This is a genomic window from Vibrio spartinae (genome assembly GCF_024347135.1).
Classification (GTDB): Bacteria; Pseudomonadota; Gammaproteobacteria; order Enterobacterales; family Vibrionaceae; genus Vibrio; species Vibrio spartinae.
Genome location: NZ_AP024907.1, coordinates 1,896,979 through 1,914,024 on the forward strand (window position 1 = coordinate 1,896,979; position 17,046 = coordinate 1,914,024).

Sequence of the window (17,046 nt, forward strand, 5' to 3'; positions counted from 1 at the left end):
ATTTACGTAACACATTCTCTCTTTTGTGATGCGAATTAGTTAATTTTTATCAAAATTACTTCACAATTCAGTTGTTTCTTTTACAAAAATATTCTCTTTAACGCATAAACTAATAAGAATAACAGGCAATCCAGTAATAGATGAGGTTTCTATGGGCTCCCACGATACATTACAGCCAGTTTTAGTTGAGAAAGTATACCAACTGATCCAATCGAAGTTCGATTCTGAACAACATTCGGTCGTCAAGCAGTTGGCGCAGCATCTTTTTAATAACGTTTCACAGGATGACCTGATTGATCGAACGGAGTCCGATCTCTATGGTGCGGTAATTAGTCTTTGGCATCATTTGAATGAAGCCAAAGTCACGGAACAATCTGTCAAAGTTTTTAATCCGGTGGTCAGCAAACATGGATGGCAATCCACACATACGATTATTGAAATCGTTGTTCCTGATACGCCTTTTTTGGTCGATTCGATAAAAATGGTTTTGAATCGCCTTGATTTGGCTTGCCATATCATGTTGCATGGTCCCGCTCAGATTCAGCGTGATGAGAATCATAAAATTACTTCAATTGGTCAGCGTAAGGGCGAGCTGCATTCGATGTTTCACATTGAAGTTGATCGATTAACGGATAGTCAAAAGATAAAAAATCTGCGCGATGAAGTCATCCGAGTCATTGCAGATACGGTATTGGTTGTCAGAGATTGGACACCGATGGTTGAACAACTCAATCGTGTCATTCAGCAACTGGAAACACAGAAAGAGCAACTGCCAGTTGATGAAGGACGCTTCTCTGAAACGATGGAATTCTTACGTTGGTTAGCCAACCATAATTTCACTTTCATGGGTTACAAAGAGTACGATTTGATCGATACCTCAGATGGTGGGGAGCTCAAACCAACCGATGATGTTGGACTGGGACTTTTTTCCAATCCAAAGCGGGTCAGAGGTGTCAAGCTTGCCGATTTTTCTGATTCCGCGCGTTTGGAAGCAACCAAGCCATTCTTGTTGATCATGACCAAAGGAAATGGTCAGTCCCGGATCCACCGTCCGGCTTATACCGATTATATCGGGATCAAAAAGTTTGATAAAAACGGCAAAGTGATCGGGGAGCATCGTTTTACCGGCTTATACACTTCAGCGGTCTATAACCAAACGGTCGAAAGTATTCCGCTGATCCGTGATAAAGTCCGCCGGATCCTTGCAGGCAGTGGTTATCGTGAGGGCGCTTATTCTTATAAAGCGTTACACAATATTCTCGAAAACTATCCACGGGATGAACTGTTACAGGCCAATGAGGAAGAGTTACTCGAAGTCGGTATGGGCGTGGTTCAGATGCAGGATCGGGATTTGTTACGGTTGTTTGTCCGCAAAGACCCGTTCGGACGCTTCTTCAGTTGTATGGTTTATGTCGCGAGAGACCGACATACGACTGAGCTGAGGAAAAAAACACAATCGGTGCTTGCTGATTATTTTGAATCAAAGCAACCCGTTGATTATACGGTATATTTCTCAGAGAGTCCGTTAGCCCGAACGCATTATATTGTGCGGGTTGATAACAATAATATGGATATTGATGTGAAACGAATAGAGCAAAACTTGATGGAAGCATCGACCAGTTGGGATGATCGATTATCTGAAGCCATTGTTGCGGATTCAGGTGAGAGTAAAGGACTACCACTTTCAAAAGAGTATATGCGAGCTTTTCCGCGATCTTATAAAGAAGCCATGATGCCAAGTACGGCTGTTGCGGACATCGAACGACTGGAATCCTTAAGCGAATCCCATAAATTAGATATGCTGTTCTATCGCCCACAGGAAGAAGATCGTCATTCCAAAGTGGTCAAACTGAAACTCTACCATCGGGATGAACCGATTCATTTATCCGATGTGATGCCGATGCTTGAAAATCTCGGACTTCGAGTGATTGGTGAGTCTCCTTATGAGGTGGATAAAACCAATGGGCAGACTTACTGGATTCTTGATTTCTCCATGCTACATAAAACAGACATGGCGATTGATATTCGCGAATCAAGGGATCGTTTCCAACAGGCTTTTGCTGCGATTTGGCGAGGAGAACTCGATAATGACGGATTTAACCGGTTAGTATTGAGCGCTTCACTGACGGGAAGAGATGTTTCTATTCTGAGAGCTTATGCCCGGTATATGCGGCAAGTCGGTTTCCCGTTCAGCCAACAATATATTGAAGATACACTCAATCATTACCCTCAGTTGGCTAAGGGACTTGTTGCTCTGTTTACCGCGCGTTTCAATCCGGCTTTGGATGAACAGAAACGTATCCGGGCATTTGAGAAATTGGTGAATGAGCTGTCAGCCCAGCTTGAAGATGTTGAAAGTCTTGATGATGATCGGATTTTACGTCGCTATATGGAAATGATTCAGGCCACACTCCGGACGAATTACTTCCAGACTGATGAGCAAGGACAGCCGAAACCCTGGTTGTCGATGAAACTGAGTCCGCGGGATATTCCTGATATTCCTGCACCGGTACCTGCTTATGAGATTTTTGTTTATGCTCCCGATGTTGAAGGCGTCCATTTACGTGGCGGCAAAGTTGCCCGGGGCGGATTGCGCTGGTCGGATCGACTCGAAGATTACCGCACAGAAATTCTGGGATTGGTGAAAGCCCAGCAAGTGAAGAATACCGTGATTGTTCCCGTGGGAGCCAAAGGCGGTTTCATCTGTAAGAAACAATATTTGTTCAGTAACCGCGATGAAATTTTTGTGGAAGGACAACGGTGTTATCGCCAGTTTATTCAGGGACTACTGGATATCACCGATAATATTCAAGAAGGAAACGTTGTGCCACCGGCTCATGTGGTTCGACATGATCCTGATGACCCGTATCTGGTGGTCGCGGCAGATAAAGGGACGGCAACATTTTCTGATATTGCTAACTCTGTTTCGGAAGCGTATCGCTTTTGGCTAGGGGATGCATTTGCATCCGGTGGCTCAAATGGCTACGACCACAAAGTGATGGGGATCACCGCGAAAGGCGGTTGGGAATCGGTTAAACGTCATTTCCGAGAGTTAGGGATTGATTGTCAAACCTCCGAGTTTTCCGCGATAGGGATTGGTGATATGGCCGGTGACGTATTCGGTAACGGTATGTTGTTATCCCAACACACGCGCTTGCTGGCGGCTTTTAACCATCTGCATATTTTCTTGGATCCCGATCCGGATCCTGCGCAAAGTTGGCAGGAGCGGGATCGTTTATTCAAGAAACCTCGATCATCATGGGAAGATTATGATCAGAAGTTGATCTCAAAAGGCGGGGGGATCTTCTCGCGTAAGGCGAAATCAATCACATTGTCACCGGAAGTCCGAACCATGCTGCAAACGGATCAAAAACGGCTGGCTCCGAATGATTTGATCCGCTTAATCCTGAAAATGGATGTTGATTTGTTGTGGAATGGAGGCATCGGTACTTATGTGAAAGCCTCCCAAGAAACAGATGCCGATGTTGGTGACCGAGCTAATGATGCGGTGAGAATTAATGGCGCTGATTTGCAGGCTAAAATTGTCGGCGAAGGCGGCAACCTCGGGATGACGCAGTTAGGACGCATCGAATATTCACTGAAAGGGGGACGAATCAATACTGATTTTGTCGATAATGTCGGTGGTGTCGATTGTTCGGATAATGAAGTCAATATTAAAATCTTCCTGAATACATTGGTTGCACATGGTGAGCTGACGATGAAGAAGCGCAATCAATTATTGCAATCAATGCAGGATGAAGTGGGAGATATTGTTCTTGCGGATGCTTATCAGCAAGCCGAGTCGATCTCGGTGGCAGAAGTGCAAGGTGTCTCTTTGGTCAAAGAGCAGATCCGCTTTATCCATGCACTCGAAAAGAGCGGTGCTTTGGACCGGGCACTGGAATATCTGCCCGATGATGAAACTCTGTTAGAGCGAGAAAAACAAGAAGTGGGGCTGACTCGTCCTGAACTGTCCGTTCTGATCGCTTACGCAAAAATGGTGTTGAAAGAGCAGTTGGCGAATGAACGTATTGCCAGTGACAGTTATCATGCGACGCAGTTAATTCAATATTTTCCTTCTGAGTTACGCCGTAACTATGCAGAGTTACTTCCGACTCACCCACTGCGAATAGAAATTATCGCAACAGCACTGGCGAATCAAATGGTCAATGAAATGGGCTGTAATTTTGTCTCGCGTTTACAGGATGAAACCGGAGCCGGTGTCGTTGAGATTACCAATGCTTATTGTGCTGCCAGAGATATCTATAACCTTGACCATATTATGGAAAAAATCCGGGTGCTGGATAATCAGGCCACAACGGCGGCACAGTATGAAGTGCTGGGGGTTGTACGACGATTTTTACGACGTTTGTCCCGTTGGATTCTCCGCAATCATATGGGTAAAAAATCGGTCAATGAACTGATCGAATTGTATAAAGACGATGTACAGCAAATTGCATCGCATCTGAATGAAGTGTTGGTGGGCAGAGAAATCAGTGATCACGATGCGCTTGCGAACCGCTGGGTCGGACAGGGGATCGATGAAGAAATGGCACATTATGTTTCCCGGCTTTCCAGTCTCAATTCTGCATTGGATATTTGTATTGTCGCCAGAGAGAAAGGGATTACCGTTCAGCAAACCGCAAAACTTTATTTCCATCTCGGTGTACGTTTATCACTGCACTGGTTCTTAGAGCAAATCAATCATCAGGCGGTTGATAATAATTGGCAAGCTTTGGCTCGTGCTGCATTCCGGGAAGATCTCGACTGGCAACAGCGTCAGTTAACATCTCAGGTTCTTTCTTGTGGTTGTCTCGGAGATTCATTTGATGAGCTCGCGTTACTGGAGCAATGGATTGAAGCCAACCAGGTAACCTTGCAACGGTGGGAGAATATTCTCAACGAATTTAAAGTCGGCGCTGTCCATGAATTTGCCAAATTCTCAGTGGCCCTCAGGGAACTGACATTATTAAATTTGAATTGTTCGGCAAATGAGTAAATAATAACGCCCCGTTTGTACGGGGCTTTTTTCTTTCGGAGGCACAATGCTTTACCGTATCGCCAGAAGTGGCTTTTTCCAATTGGATGCCGAAAAGGCACATGATCTTGCAATTCAAAATTTTAAACGTTTCACCGGCACACCTCTCGATCTTCTTTACCGCCAGCATTTACCGCATCGTCCGGTTGAATGCATGGGCCTGATGTTCAAAAATCCGGTTGGATTGGCAGCAGGGCTGGATAAAAACGGAGAATGTATCGATGCATTTGGTGCCATGGGATTTGGCTTTGTTGAAGTTGGCACGGTAACACCAAAGCCTCAGCCCGGGAATGATAAACCTCGACTGTTTCGATTGATCGAAGCGGAAGGGATCATCAATCGCATGGGGTTCAATAACCAAGGTGTTGATCAACTGATCGAGAATGTTAAAAAGGCAAACTATGATGGCGTTCTGGGGATCAATATCGGTAAGAATAAAGATACTCCGATTGAGAAAGGCGCTGATGATTACTTGATCTGTATGGAGAAAGTTTATCCATATGCCGGCTATATTGCTGTCAATATCTCTTCACCAAATACACCGGGACTACGTTCGTTGCAGTATGGAGAAGCGTTGGATGAACTACTGACGTTATTAAAAGCAAAGCAAGCTGAATTAGCGAAACTGCACGATAAGTATGTTCCGCTTGCGTTGAAAATCGCACCGGATTTAAGTGATGATGAACTCGAACAGATCTGTCAGTCTTTGCTGCGCAACAATATCGATGGCGTGATTGCAACCAATACGACGCTGGATCGTTCAATTGTGACAGGGATGAAACACGCTAATGAAGCGGGTGGTTTGAGTGGTCGTCCGGTACAACTCAGAAGTACCGAAGTGATTCGCAAGTTATACCAAGAACTGGGTGAGCAGATTCCAATCATTGGTGTTGGTGGTATTGACTCTTATGTGGCCGCCAAAGAAAAACTGCTGGCAGGTGCTAAATTGGTGCAGGTGTATTCTGGTTTTATTTACCATGGGCCTGGTATAGTAAAAGACATCGTCAAAAATTTATAATCATCTGACAATATAGCGCTGATTTGCACTAAATCAGCCTGAAATCTTCGAGAGGAAATGAATATTCATTTCCTCTTTTCTTTTCTCTTTTCACTTTTAGAATGATATTGATTCGTTGGTAAACTGCTCTGTCAGGGCACGAGTATCATAAATGATCCGTATTGAAAAGAGTTGTAATATGCTGAAACCGAGTGATAAATGGAACTGGTATTTTTGTGACAGAGAAGGCCACTTAATGCTCGATTTGGGAAATGAGATGGTTTTTAAAACCCTTTTACCCAAAAAGCTGCTTGTTACTTGCGCTTTTACTTCTGGTCCTTTTACCGTTGATGATGCCAGTGATTACCAAGTGTTTAAAGAGAGTGTTGCGTATCTGGACTTGTCTGAACCTAGAAAAGTTGAATTAATTCTAAACTGTGTTGCAGCGAAAAGATTTCATAAGCCCGTTCAACCGAAAAGCTGGTTCTTTGATATCCAGAATACCGAAACCGTCCCGCATGTCGGGGGGATTGTCCAGCTGAAGAGCAGAATGAACGCTGGTCGCTTTATTGTTCTGGAAGTAGGTGAATACGCCAGTTTATGCGCGAGCATCGAACTGGAAGCATTTACACTTGCTCCGGGTAAAGAACTCAAATACGGTCAGGCTATCAAAGTTATGCATGATCGTATGGAGTACGTGAACCTCGGTTCACAACCTGTAGCCTTAGTTGGCTAGTGATTTCCATTCATATTTTGTTCCTTTTTTTATTTCCCATCGGCTGAAAGGCCGATTTTTTTTGTCTTAAAATCCTGCCACCAACTGTGATCCTAACTAGCTGAATATCTCAACTGTGAGATTCATTCATAAATTTCGATAAATTTATCACCAATGCGATAGCAAAAATCACTGTAATGATGACCTTTTGAATGCAAGAGTTCCTCTTTTGAGGCATTTCTGTAATAAATTTACATTGTAAAAACAGGTCTGGTATAGACCAGTTTGAGTGTGAATAAATACTCACTTACTGGGAATACATTGATATATAAAGGAAGGGAAAAATGACGATTTTCAGAGCAGAAAAAGAAAAATTCCGTGGTTTGATTTACCCAAACAGACGAATGTCAGGTATAATTGCGGGCCAATTTTCAGAGTAAAGACCATCGATGCATCAGTATTTAGCCACGACTTCAATCGGACTTGAGAATTTATTAGCAGAAGAGTTGAACCGTTTAGGTGTTCATGACACCCAAGTTGTTCAGGCCGGTGTCCGGTTCCGCGCCGCCAATGAAATTATTTATCGTTGTTGCCTTTGGAGCAGAATCGCTTCACGTTTTATCCGAGTTCTTTCAGAGTTTTCGTGTCAGGATGATATGGATCTTTATCTCTCGGCATCAGCGATTCGGTGGAGTGATTACTTACAACCATCGGGGACGGTGATCGTTGATTTCAACGGTACCAATCAGTCGATCCGTAATAGTCAGTACGGGGCAGTCAAAGTAAAAGATGCGATCGTTGATCATTTTACGAAAAGAAACTTACCTCGACCAACGATCAGTAAAGATCGTCCGGATCTTCGGGTTCATGTCCGTCTGAATAAAGAAAAAGCCATCATGGGGATCGACATGGTTGGGGGAAGCTTGCATATCAGAGGTTACCGGACCGAAGCAGGCGCTGCACCTTTGAGAGAAACGCTTGCAGCTGCGATGATTATGCGTAGTGGTTGGCAGGGGGATATTGCGCTGATGGACCCGATGTGTGGATCCGGCACGATCGTCATTGAAGCGGCGATGATTGCTGCAGGCATCGCCCCCGGTATCAATCGGGCTCATTGGGGATTTCAGTCTCTACCTGACTATGAACCGGCACTTTGGACAGAAGTCAAAACACAAGCCAGTGTTCAGTCGAAAAGAGGGATCAAACAAGTCTCCGTACCTATTTATGGGTATGACTATGATGAGAAGATGCTGAATTTGGCAAAAGAAAACGCACGCCGTGCCGGTGTACGTGATCTGATCGAGTTTCAATCGATGGATGCTGCAAAGTTACAGTGTCCGGCTTCTTTTCAGGCGGGTTTGATTATTTCTAATCCACCTTATGGGGAGCGGTTAGGGACGGAGCCGAGTCTCATCGCATTGTATGCTTCGTTAGGTGCGCAACTGAAATCTGAGTTTGGCGGATGTAAAGCCATGTTTCTCTCCAGTTCTGATGAGTTATTAAGCTGTTTGCGGATGCGGGCTGATAAACAATTCAAAATGAGAAACGGTGCGTTACCTTGTCACTTAAAATTCTATACGATTGCTGAGCGAGATGAGAGCCAGCGCCAGTTGGCAACTCAGGAAGTCGCCGCTGATTTTGCCAACCGTTTACGCAAAAATATTGCAAAAATCACCCCATGGGCAAAGCGAGAACAACTTGATTGTTATCGCGTCTATGATGCTGATCTTCCCGATTACAATGCTGCAATTGATGTGTATGGCGATCATGTTGTGATTCAGGAATATGCAGCGCCCAAATCGATTGCACCGGAGAAAGCTAAACGACGTCTGACCGATATGATTCGGGCGACAACGCAAGTGATGGATGTCGATGCGAATCATATTGTCCTGAAAGTGAGGGAAAAACAGAAAGGACATACGCAGTATCAGAAAATGTCCACCAAAGCCAAAACCTCACAAGTGCAAGAATATGGTGCCCGGTTTATTATTAATTTATATGACTATCTCGATACTGGTCTGTTTCTCGATCATCGATTAACACGTCGTCGTCTGGGAGACATGGCAAAAGGTCGGGATTTTCTTAATCTATTCGCTTATACAGGGACAGCGACGGTCCATGCTGCATTAGGTGGGGCAAAATCAACCACGACGGTTGATATGTCAAAAACATACCTGGAGTGGGCGAAAGAAAATATGGCCCTCAACAAGCAGATTGGGCGTCAACATCGCTACGAGCAAGCCGACTGTCTACAATGGCTTGAGCAAGCCAAAGGGCAGTATGATCTCATCTTTATTGATCCTCCGACATTCTCAAATTCGAAACGAATGGCGGGTACATTTGATGTCCAACGCGATCATATCCATGTGATGCAACATCTGAAACGTATTCTGCGTCAGGATGGTGTGATCGTATTCTCCAATAATAAACGGCAGTTTAAGATGGATATGGAAGGCATGGCTGCGTTGCAGCTCTCGGCGGAAAATATCTCATCACAAACATTGCCTTTAGATTTTAAACGGCATCAGCAAATCCATAATTGTTGGATCATTCGTCATCGCGAAGCCGATGCAGAATAATTGATATCTTGCTTCATTTCTCGATAACATACAGCTCGATAATTTTATTTAGTAAGCAGACTGACCAAAGTCAGTCTGCTTTGTTGGTCAGTCAATGATGATGACTGAAAATAAGCATTAATCATGGTGACACTGTCACTATCAGAGCTTCGTTTTCAGGAGATGACTATCAAATGACCGTTAATTCACAGCATTCAAGATTTGGTTAGAAGCATATGGCATTAATAAGCATTCATAACGGGTATTTAGCATTTGGCGATCATCCGTTGCTGGATCATATTGACTTTTCTTTGCAGGACAATGAGCGGGTCTGTCTGGTTGGCAGAAACGGTGCGGGTAAATCAACGTTGATGAAAATTCTCTGTGGAGACATTCATCTGGATGACGGCAAAATGACTGTGACGCAGGACGTCGTGGTTTCCCGTCTGGAACAAGACCCACCCAGAGATCAAGAAGGGACGGTATTTGAGTATGTCGCTGATGGTCTGGCTGATGTTGGTCAACAGCTTCAGGCCTATCAAGAATTGCTGACGTTGATTGAACATGATCCGAGTGAGAGAAATATCACCCGACTTGCACAGGTTCAGGAACAATTGGATCATAGTGGCGGATGGCGTTTTGATGAACGGATTAAAAATATCTTGGCTTCGTTAAATCTTGATGGTCAGACTTTATTAACCGATCTATCCGGTGGCTGGCAACGAAAAGCCGCACTGGCTCGGGCACTGGTTTGTGAACCTGACGTATTGTTACTTGACGAACCGACCAACCATCTGGACGTCACGACGATTGAATGGCTGGAAGGTTTTCTGAAAGATTTCAAAGGGTCAATCATCTTTATTTCGCATGACCGTAGCTTTATTCAGTCGATGGCGACTCGGATTGTCGACTTAGATCGCGGACAGCTTGCTTCATTCGACGTCGGTTACGAACAATACCTGACGGAAAAAGAAGAGCTTCTACGCGTTGAAGAACTACAAAATGCCGAATTTGATAAGAAGCTCGCTCAGGAAGAAGTTTGGATTCGTCAAGGCATTAAAGCCCGTAGAACACGAAATGAAGGGCGGGTGAGAGCATTGAAGAAACTTCGCCAAGAGCGTACTGAGCGACGTGACGTTCAGGGCAAAGTGAACTTACAACTGGATGATACGGTTCGCTCCGGCAAGATTGTCTTTGAAGCTGAAAATCTTTCGTATGAGATTGACGGTCGCAGTATCATTGATCGGTTTAGCTTTAATGTTATGCGCGGTGACCGAATTGCCTTGATCGGGCCAAATGGTTGCGGTAAAAGTACATTGTTAAAATTGTTATTAGGGAAAATTCAGCCGACTCATGGTCGCTTACATTGTGGTACAAAGCTGGAAGTTGCCTATTTCGACCAGTATCGAGAGAAATTGGATCCAGAAAAGACCGTGATGGATAATTTGGCTGACGGTAAGCAAGAGGTAATGGTCGCTGGGCGTCCACGCCATGCTTTAAGTTATTTGCAGGATTTTCTATTTTCTCCGAAGCGGGCAAGAACCCCGGTGAAAGCCTTATCTGGCGGGGAAAAAAACCGCTTATTGTTAGCACGAATCTTCCTCCGCCCGAATAACCTTTTGGTACTGGATGAACCAACGAACGATTTAGATATCGAGACACTGGAACTTTTGGAAGATTTACTTGCCAACTATCAGGGTACATTGCTTTTGGTCAGCCATGATCGTCATTTTGTGGATAATACGGTGATGACAAGCTGGATTTTTGAGGGCAATGGCCAGATTGAAGAATTTGTCGGCGGATATCACGATGCGCAGCAACAGCGGCAGCAAGTATACGCGGCAAGAAATGAAGTCATGAAGCACCAAGCGTCAGAGTCGGATGTATCTCCGGTGCAGGCAACGGGCGCTTCAGTAAAAACGAATCCACCTGCGAAGGTCAGTAAAGGTAAAAAGTTATCTTACAAGCAGCAACGTGAACTTGAGTTGCTTCCGGAACAACTTGAAGCTTTGGAACAAGAGATAGAAACACTCCAGACGCAAGTCAACGATGCCGACTTTTTTTCGCAGGGTGTTGAACAGACTCAACCCATTTTGGAACGATTAGATGCCGCAGAAAAAGAACTTGAGCAGGCATTCAACCGATGGGAAGAGCTTGAAGCATTACAACAGGACAGTAAATAATAATGACACCAATCAAGACGAAAATATCACTTTTAGCCTTTTCAGTATTTGCAGCGACGCAGGCTCATGCTGCCCTTTATCAAGTGGTTGAAGTGACGCCTCCCGTTTCTTCAAATAGTTTCCAAAGTGCATTTGGTGTCGCGATTCAGCCTTCTACGGATGATAGTAATTCAGCCACCAATTTCAATAGTTGTTTTCTCGCGAGTTCGATCGGTGGAACGAATTGTTCTAATTTTACGCTTGCCGGAGAAACACGTATTCAGAAAACAATGGCAGGTGAAGCTGTTGATGGGATCAGCTACCGTGAGGAAGTGCCATTCGGGATGGATAATGCTTTCTCTTATGCCCAGACAGAGAATGATTTAAAGAATTATTGTTCGAGTGAGTTGCTTTATTCAACTTGTGATGCTTGGGGAGAATCCCATTGGGCGGAGTGGCAACGTGAGTTGACCGGAGATAAGACGGTTAACGCAATCGCCTTTGTCGAAGGTGGTTCTACCTTTGATAGTCAAAATACCGTGATTAACAGCTTAACAACGAGTTCCAGCCCCATAGGGATTCAACTGTCGACCGGGGATAACCGTCAGACGGTTACAGCAATGGCTGATGTGACACCGACTGGGTCCTTTGATAAATCCCGGGCCTGGAAAACAGATGGTACTTTCACTGTTGGGAGTGTGTCGGACAATAAACCCAACACTTTTGGTAACTATTACAGTTCGAACGCAGCGATTTGGGGCAGTGACGGAGTGGTTACTAAAATTGGCTGGGGGAGTGGTGTGAGTCAGGAAAAAGATCAGCGCCTTGCCCAAGGGAGTATACGTGATTTTGTTGTCAAGAGCGGGACCATTTATGGCGTCGGTTATAATACCTACGACAGCGATAATAACTTCATGAATGCGACGGTTTTTCAGGTGGCTACAGGTGATTATGGGACAGCATCGAAGTGGACTTCGACTGAGATTAATGATGCGAAGACCGAGTCGGGCAATGATCGAATCTATAGTCATACCGTTTTGACTGCCGTGAACGATAACCTGGTTGCGATTGGCGAAGCGAAACGGGCGGGAAGCCGGCCATCCGGTGGTGCTGCTGCAAATCGGTTTTTTGTCGTGCCGGATGTCAGTGCCGCATCACCATCAGCGCAATTTATCTCTGACAATATTTCGTTCTCCGATGCGGGGGGCCATGCGAATGCGATCAATAACTTTAATGAAATTGTTGGTCAGGTCGATACGGAATCCAGCCGTGAAAGTAGTGGTAAGCCGCGACGCAAGCGCGCGTTTATCTATCCGTATAATACAACCGGTAGTAACGCCACACGAATGGGCATTTTCGCCAATCGTCCTTGGTTACTGGATGATTTGACCAATGGTGGCAATTTCTCAGCGAATAACAACCAATACCGCATTCTTAATGCATTCGATATTAATGATGCTGGCGTGATTGCTGCAACTGCGATTAAGTGTAGTGGCGGATATGATTCAACGGCTCACAATGCAACATGTGGTAATGGCGGGGAGACCGAGACAACGGTAGCGGTGAAGCTTATTCCTATAAAGGACGTAACCAGCAGTGATATTAGTGCCAGAGGGAATGAATCCAGCTCAATTAATCGAAGTGGTGGATCCTTGGGTAGCGCAGGTTTGACACTACTGAGCCTGCTTTTGTTCCGTCGAAAACGGTGAGATTTGTCAATAATCGAAATGAGTCACAGATTTAGATTTGCACGTATTTTGGTCTGTTTTTATGCTTGAGTCTGGTTTCTAATTGAGCGATTCTTAGAGGTGTGGTCATAAAAAAGCCACGCCTTTGTAACAGTTATCAGTTAATGAATCGTTAATGTATGAGGACTTTACTATGAAGAGACAAAAGCGAGATCGTCTGGGAAGAGCACAGTCTCAAGGGTACAAAGCCGGGTTAAATGGTCGTTCTTCTGAGGAGTGCCCTTACCAACAGATGGATGTTCGCTCCTATTGGATGGGCGGTTGGCGCGAAGCAAGAGATGACAAGAATGCAGGTCTCTATAAATAACGAAACACTCCACATACACTGAGAAACAGCCCCTGTAAACAGGGGCTTTATTGTATGCTCCTAATGCACTATAACTAATTATCTGTGTAAATAAAAAACGGTTCGTCCACGAACCGCTTATATAATGAATAATTAAAACGTTGATGTATCTTGGAACAGGCCAACTTTCAGGTCTTTGGCCACATAAATTTCTTTACCATCAACTAAAACTCGGCCATCTGCCACACCCATAACCAGTTTACGGTTGACGACACGTTTCATGTTAATTTCGTAAGTGACTTTTTTAGCCGTTGGCAGAATTTGACCGGTAAATTTTACTTCACCGACACCTAAAGCTCTGCCTTTACCTTTGCCGCCAACCCAGCCGAGGAAGAAGCCAACAAGTTGCCACATTGCATCAAGTCCGAGACAGCCGGGCATCACTGGATCACCAGGAAAATGGCAGTCAAAAAACCATAGATCAGGAGTAATATCAAGCTCAGCCAGAATCAAACCTTTACCAAATTCACCTTCTGTCTCAGACATCTTGGTTACACGATCCATCATTAACATATTGGGAGCTGGTAATTGTGGATATCCTGGCCCAAAGAGTTCGCCTCTGCTTGATGCCAGAAGGTCGTCACGATTATAAGATTCACGTTTATTTTGCATTATTTATTACTCCAAATATCAACAGCGAGCATGTTAGTGAAGCGGTGTATGTGAAACAACTCCGATCAGTAAAAATTCAGTCTATTTTTGAGTTTTTCCCACAAACTTCCCGGATTTTCTTCACGCTCGAATAATTCAATTCTTTCAGCTATTTTTTCAAGAACACTATTTTTTTCAAAGCCACTATCTTTGTTGAGAGCGGCATCTGTATTTTTCCGACGAAAGGGTTTCCCCATGAGGATAGGAATCGCTTCATCAACGGTTGATACGGGCCAGATATGGAACTCTCCGGCTTGTATACGACTCACCAGCGAATGGTGAAGTGCCAAATTCCTTAAATTGGTTTTAGGGAGAATGACACCTTGTTTGCCTGTTAGTCCTTGATGGCAACAGACATGGTAAAACCCTTCAATTTTCTCATTCAAGCCACCGACAGCTTGAACTCTGCCAAATTGATCGACTGCGCCAGTGACTGCAATCTGTTGATCAATCGCGATGTTTGACAATGCACTCACCAATGAACATACTTCAGCCAAAGACGCGCTGTCACCATCGACCTCGCTATATGATTGTTCAAATACAACCGATGCAGAATAGGGCAGTGGCGCATTTAATTCTAGTGCACTGCTGACAAATGCCTGCATAATCATCATACCTTTAGCGTGAAGGTTACCACCTAATTCGACTTTACGCTCGACATCACTGATATCCCCATCACCAAAGTGAACGACACATGAAATACGAGCAGGCTCTCCGTAAGAGACCGGATGTCCTGCAATATCAATCACCGTTAACCCATTGACCTGACCCACTTGTTTTCCCTGTGTTTCAATCAATACCTGACCGTTGAGAATATCACTCAGTGCGCGTTCCGGCAGATAACTCTCGCGATAATAGCGTTTATCCAACGCAGACTGAATATGCTGAGACTCAATCGTACTATTGCCAGCTTCAATGGTCGCTTCTTCCAACAAAGCTCGGTGCCAGAATAAACTCAAAGGAATATATTGCTGGTCTTCAGTCTGACGGACACCGGCAGCCAACAATAACTGTACAGCGTCTTCTGAAAGATCCGGATAACGGTAAGTTTGCAGCAACCATTTCAAATAAGCGAAATAGTGGGCAAGGTTGTCCGGCTCAATTTTTATCTCCAGCTCAACCTCTGTATAAAGAGATAAACCGCTACGGATATCATCATCGATATAATCGACTGTTGCCAGTTGTTCGCGATCGCCAGATAAGATCAGTTTAATATCATAACGTTTCGCCCATTCATACTGGAGTGGCGATTTTTCATCACAGTTCAATGCCGAGACTTGTTCACCAAGCAAGACACTTTTCAGAATTGGCCAGCTATCGGCATTTTTGATCAGCCAGTTAAGAGAGATAATCAGGTAACCCCCATCAGCTTTATCGAGTAAACCGGAAATTTCACTGACAAGGTGTCCGTTATCTGCTTTGACCGTGGTAAACATGTGTGTTTTTTCCAGAGACTCACTGGTGATCACAGGGACATTCTCTGGCAGTAGGGCAGAGAGACTATTCTGGATGATATGGCGATAAACTGAATTGTCAGGTGTATGAATAACCAATAAGCGGCTCAGTCCTGTCAGCTCGGTAAAGCGACGTAATGTCGATTGGAGCCGAGGCTGGGTTGACATAAAATCAGCGGGTTGAATTGATGGGTATTGTGCAAATTGTGTGCTGTAGTCGTCGAACTGAGGCGTTACAAAGCGCCATATATCATTTGTCATTGAGTATTCGATATGGATTAAAAGATGGGAGATTATATAGAAAAAGTTACTTGGAAAACAGATTCAAGTCTCATTGATCAATGATCTATTTGCAGATATTCATATGATGGGTTACGCTGTCACTGCATCTAAGCTCATTCTGCATAAGATAATAGGTTATCCCAAATGAAATACCAGCAACTTGAAAATCTGGAATGTGGGTGGAAATGGCAATATCTCATGGATCGATACAAAGAGGGTGTACAGGTCACTCGCCATATCGATAGCAGTGAAATCGATCATGCCATTGCATTACTGAGTCAAATTGAACATGAGCCCATCTATGTTTTGGAGTGGATCGAGCAACATATGTCGCCCGAACTGGATAACAAGTTGAAACAGGCGATTCGGGCAAAACGGAAAAGACATTATAATGCTGAGCAGATTCACACCCGGAAGAAGTCAATTGATTTAGATTATCGCGTATGGGAAAAACTGGCTTTTCGGGCGAATGAACTAGGATGTACCTTATCTGAAGCGATTGAATACTTACTCGGCGAAGCCTCTAAAACTGAAAAAACGAGTCAGAAGATGAGCTCACTGAAAGAAGATTTGAATCGATTATTATCTGAATAATCAAGGAATTGTATAATGATGTACGTCATAATCATTGCTGCTGTTGTGATTTTCTGGTTGCTTGTTCTTGATCGGCCCGTGCTGTACGTTCATTTTAAAAAAGGTCAGTTGGTTAAAGCCAAAGGTCATTTGCCAGTGACGTTAAAACACAATCTGACAGAAATTGGCCATCATTCTCCATTTGATGGATATCTAAAAGCCTATCAGCGTCGAGAGGGGATTCGGCTCAAATTCTCTCCATCAGTGCCGAAGAGTATTCAGCAGCGGATTCGTAATGTTTTTCCTTTCAGCGGGCTGAAAAAATCGGGCACGAATCAAAAAAGTAAACGCTAGATTCGATAAACCTGACCTCTGTTTGCAATTCCTTGATTATGAGCTAGATTTTATATTGTTTAAGTCAAGGAATAAGAACAATGTCATGGCCCTGTCCAAAACATATACGAAGTTCATTTACTTCATTCTCTGGGGCATTCTTTCGATAGCCTCAGTATCCTTTATTCT

The 17,046-nt window shown here is 44.2% G+C and carries 11 protein-coding genes; 9 read left to right on the plus strand and 2 right to left on the minus strand.

Annotation, left to right across the window (positions count from 1 at the left end; translation table 11 throughout):
• Positions 1-151 precede the first annotated feature (151 nt).
• From OCU60_RS08425 to rmf, 7 genes are all read left to right on the plus strand, one after another.
• The gene (locus tag OCU60_RS08425) at positions 152-4,999 is read left to right on the plus strand and encodes an NAD-glutamate dehydrogenase (protein ID WP_074372448.1); all 4,848 of its coding nucleotides are present in this window, start codon (positions 152-154) and stop codon (positions 4,997-4,999) included.
• 46 nt (positions 5,000-5,045) lie between these two features.
• A complete protein-coding gene (pyrD, locus tag OCU60_RS08430; RefSeq protein WP_074372449.1) occupies positions 5,046-6,056 on the plus strand; it encodes a quinone-dependent dihydroorotate dehydrogenase in 1,011 nt (336 codons plus the stop codon).
• 178 nt (positions 6,057-6,234) lie between these two features.
• Positions 6,235-6,771, plus strand: a complete 537-nt coding sequence (locus tag OCU60_RS08435) for a cell division protein ZapC (RefSeq protein WP_074372450.1) — start codon at positions 6,235-6,237, stop codon at positions 6,769-6,771.
• A gap of 428 nt (positions 6,772-7,199) precedes the next feature.
• Complete coding sequence (rlmKL, locus tag OCU60_RS08440) at positions 7,200-9,329, plus strand: bifunctional 23S rRNA (guanine(2069)-N(7))-methyltransferase RlmK/23S rRNA (guanine(2445)-N(2))-methyltransferase RlmL (protein ID WP_074372451.1); 2,130 nt, start codon at positions 7,200-7,202, stop codon at positions 9,327-9,329.
• Between the two features lie 215 nt (positions 9,330-9,544).
• Positions 9,545-11,491 (plus strand): ABC transporter ATP-binding protein, encoded by a 1,947-nt coding sequence (locus OCU60_RS08445; protein ID WP_074372452.1) that lies wholly within the window; start codon positions 9,545-9,547, stop codon positions 11,489-11,491.
• A 2-nt stretch (positions 11,492-11,493) separates the two neighbouring features.
• The gene (locus OCU60_RS08450) at positions 11,494-13,179 is read left to right on the plus strand and encodes a DUF3466 family protein (RefSeq protein ID WP_074372453.1); all 1,686 of its coding nucleotides are present in this window, start codon (positions 11,494-11,496) and stop codon (positions 13,177-13,179) included.
• Positions 13,180-13,351: 172 nt separating this feature from the next.
• A complete protein-coding gene (rmf, locus tag OCU60_RS08455) occupies positions 13,352-13,525 on the plus strand; it encodes a ribosome modulation factor (protein WP_074372675.1) in 174 nt (57 codons plus the stop codon).
• A 132-nt stretch (positions 13,526-13,657) separates the two neighbouring features.
• On the opposite strand, the gene fabA is transcribed toward rmf, so the two are convergent.
• Complete coding sequence (fabA, locus tag OCU60_RS08460) at positions 13,658-14,176, minus strand: bifunctional 3-hydroxydecanoyl-ACP dehydratase/trans-2-decenoyl-ACP isomerase (protein ID WP_021020321.1); 519 nt, start codon at positions 14,174-14,176, stop codon at positions 13,658-13,660.
• 65 nt (positions 14,177-14,241) lie between these two features.
• Entirely contained in the window at positions 14,242-15,930 is a 1,689-nt protein-coding gene (locus OCU60_RS08465; RefSeq protein WP_074372454.1) for a S16 family serine protease, read from the minus strand.
• A 165-nt stretch (positions 15,931-16,095) separates the two neighbouring features.
• Here OCU60_RS08465 and matP point away from each other — a divergent pair, with 165 nt between their 5' ends.
• Complete coding sequence (gene matP, locus OCU60_RS08470) at positions 16,096-16,545, plus strand: macrodomain Ter protein MatP (protein ID WP_074372455.1); 450 nt, start codon at positions 16,096-16,098, stop codon at positions 16,543-16,545.
• Between the two features lie 15 nt (positions 16,546-16,560).
• Complete coding sequence (locus OCU60_RS08475; protein WP_074372456.1) at positions 16,561-16,878, plus strand: DUF3634 family protein; 318 nt, start codon at positions 16,561-16,563, stop codon at positions 16,876-16,878.
• Positions 16,879-17,046: the final 168 nt, after the last annotated feature.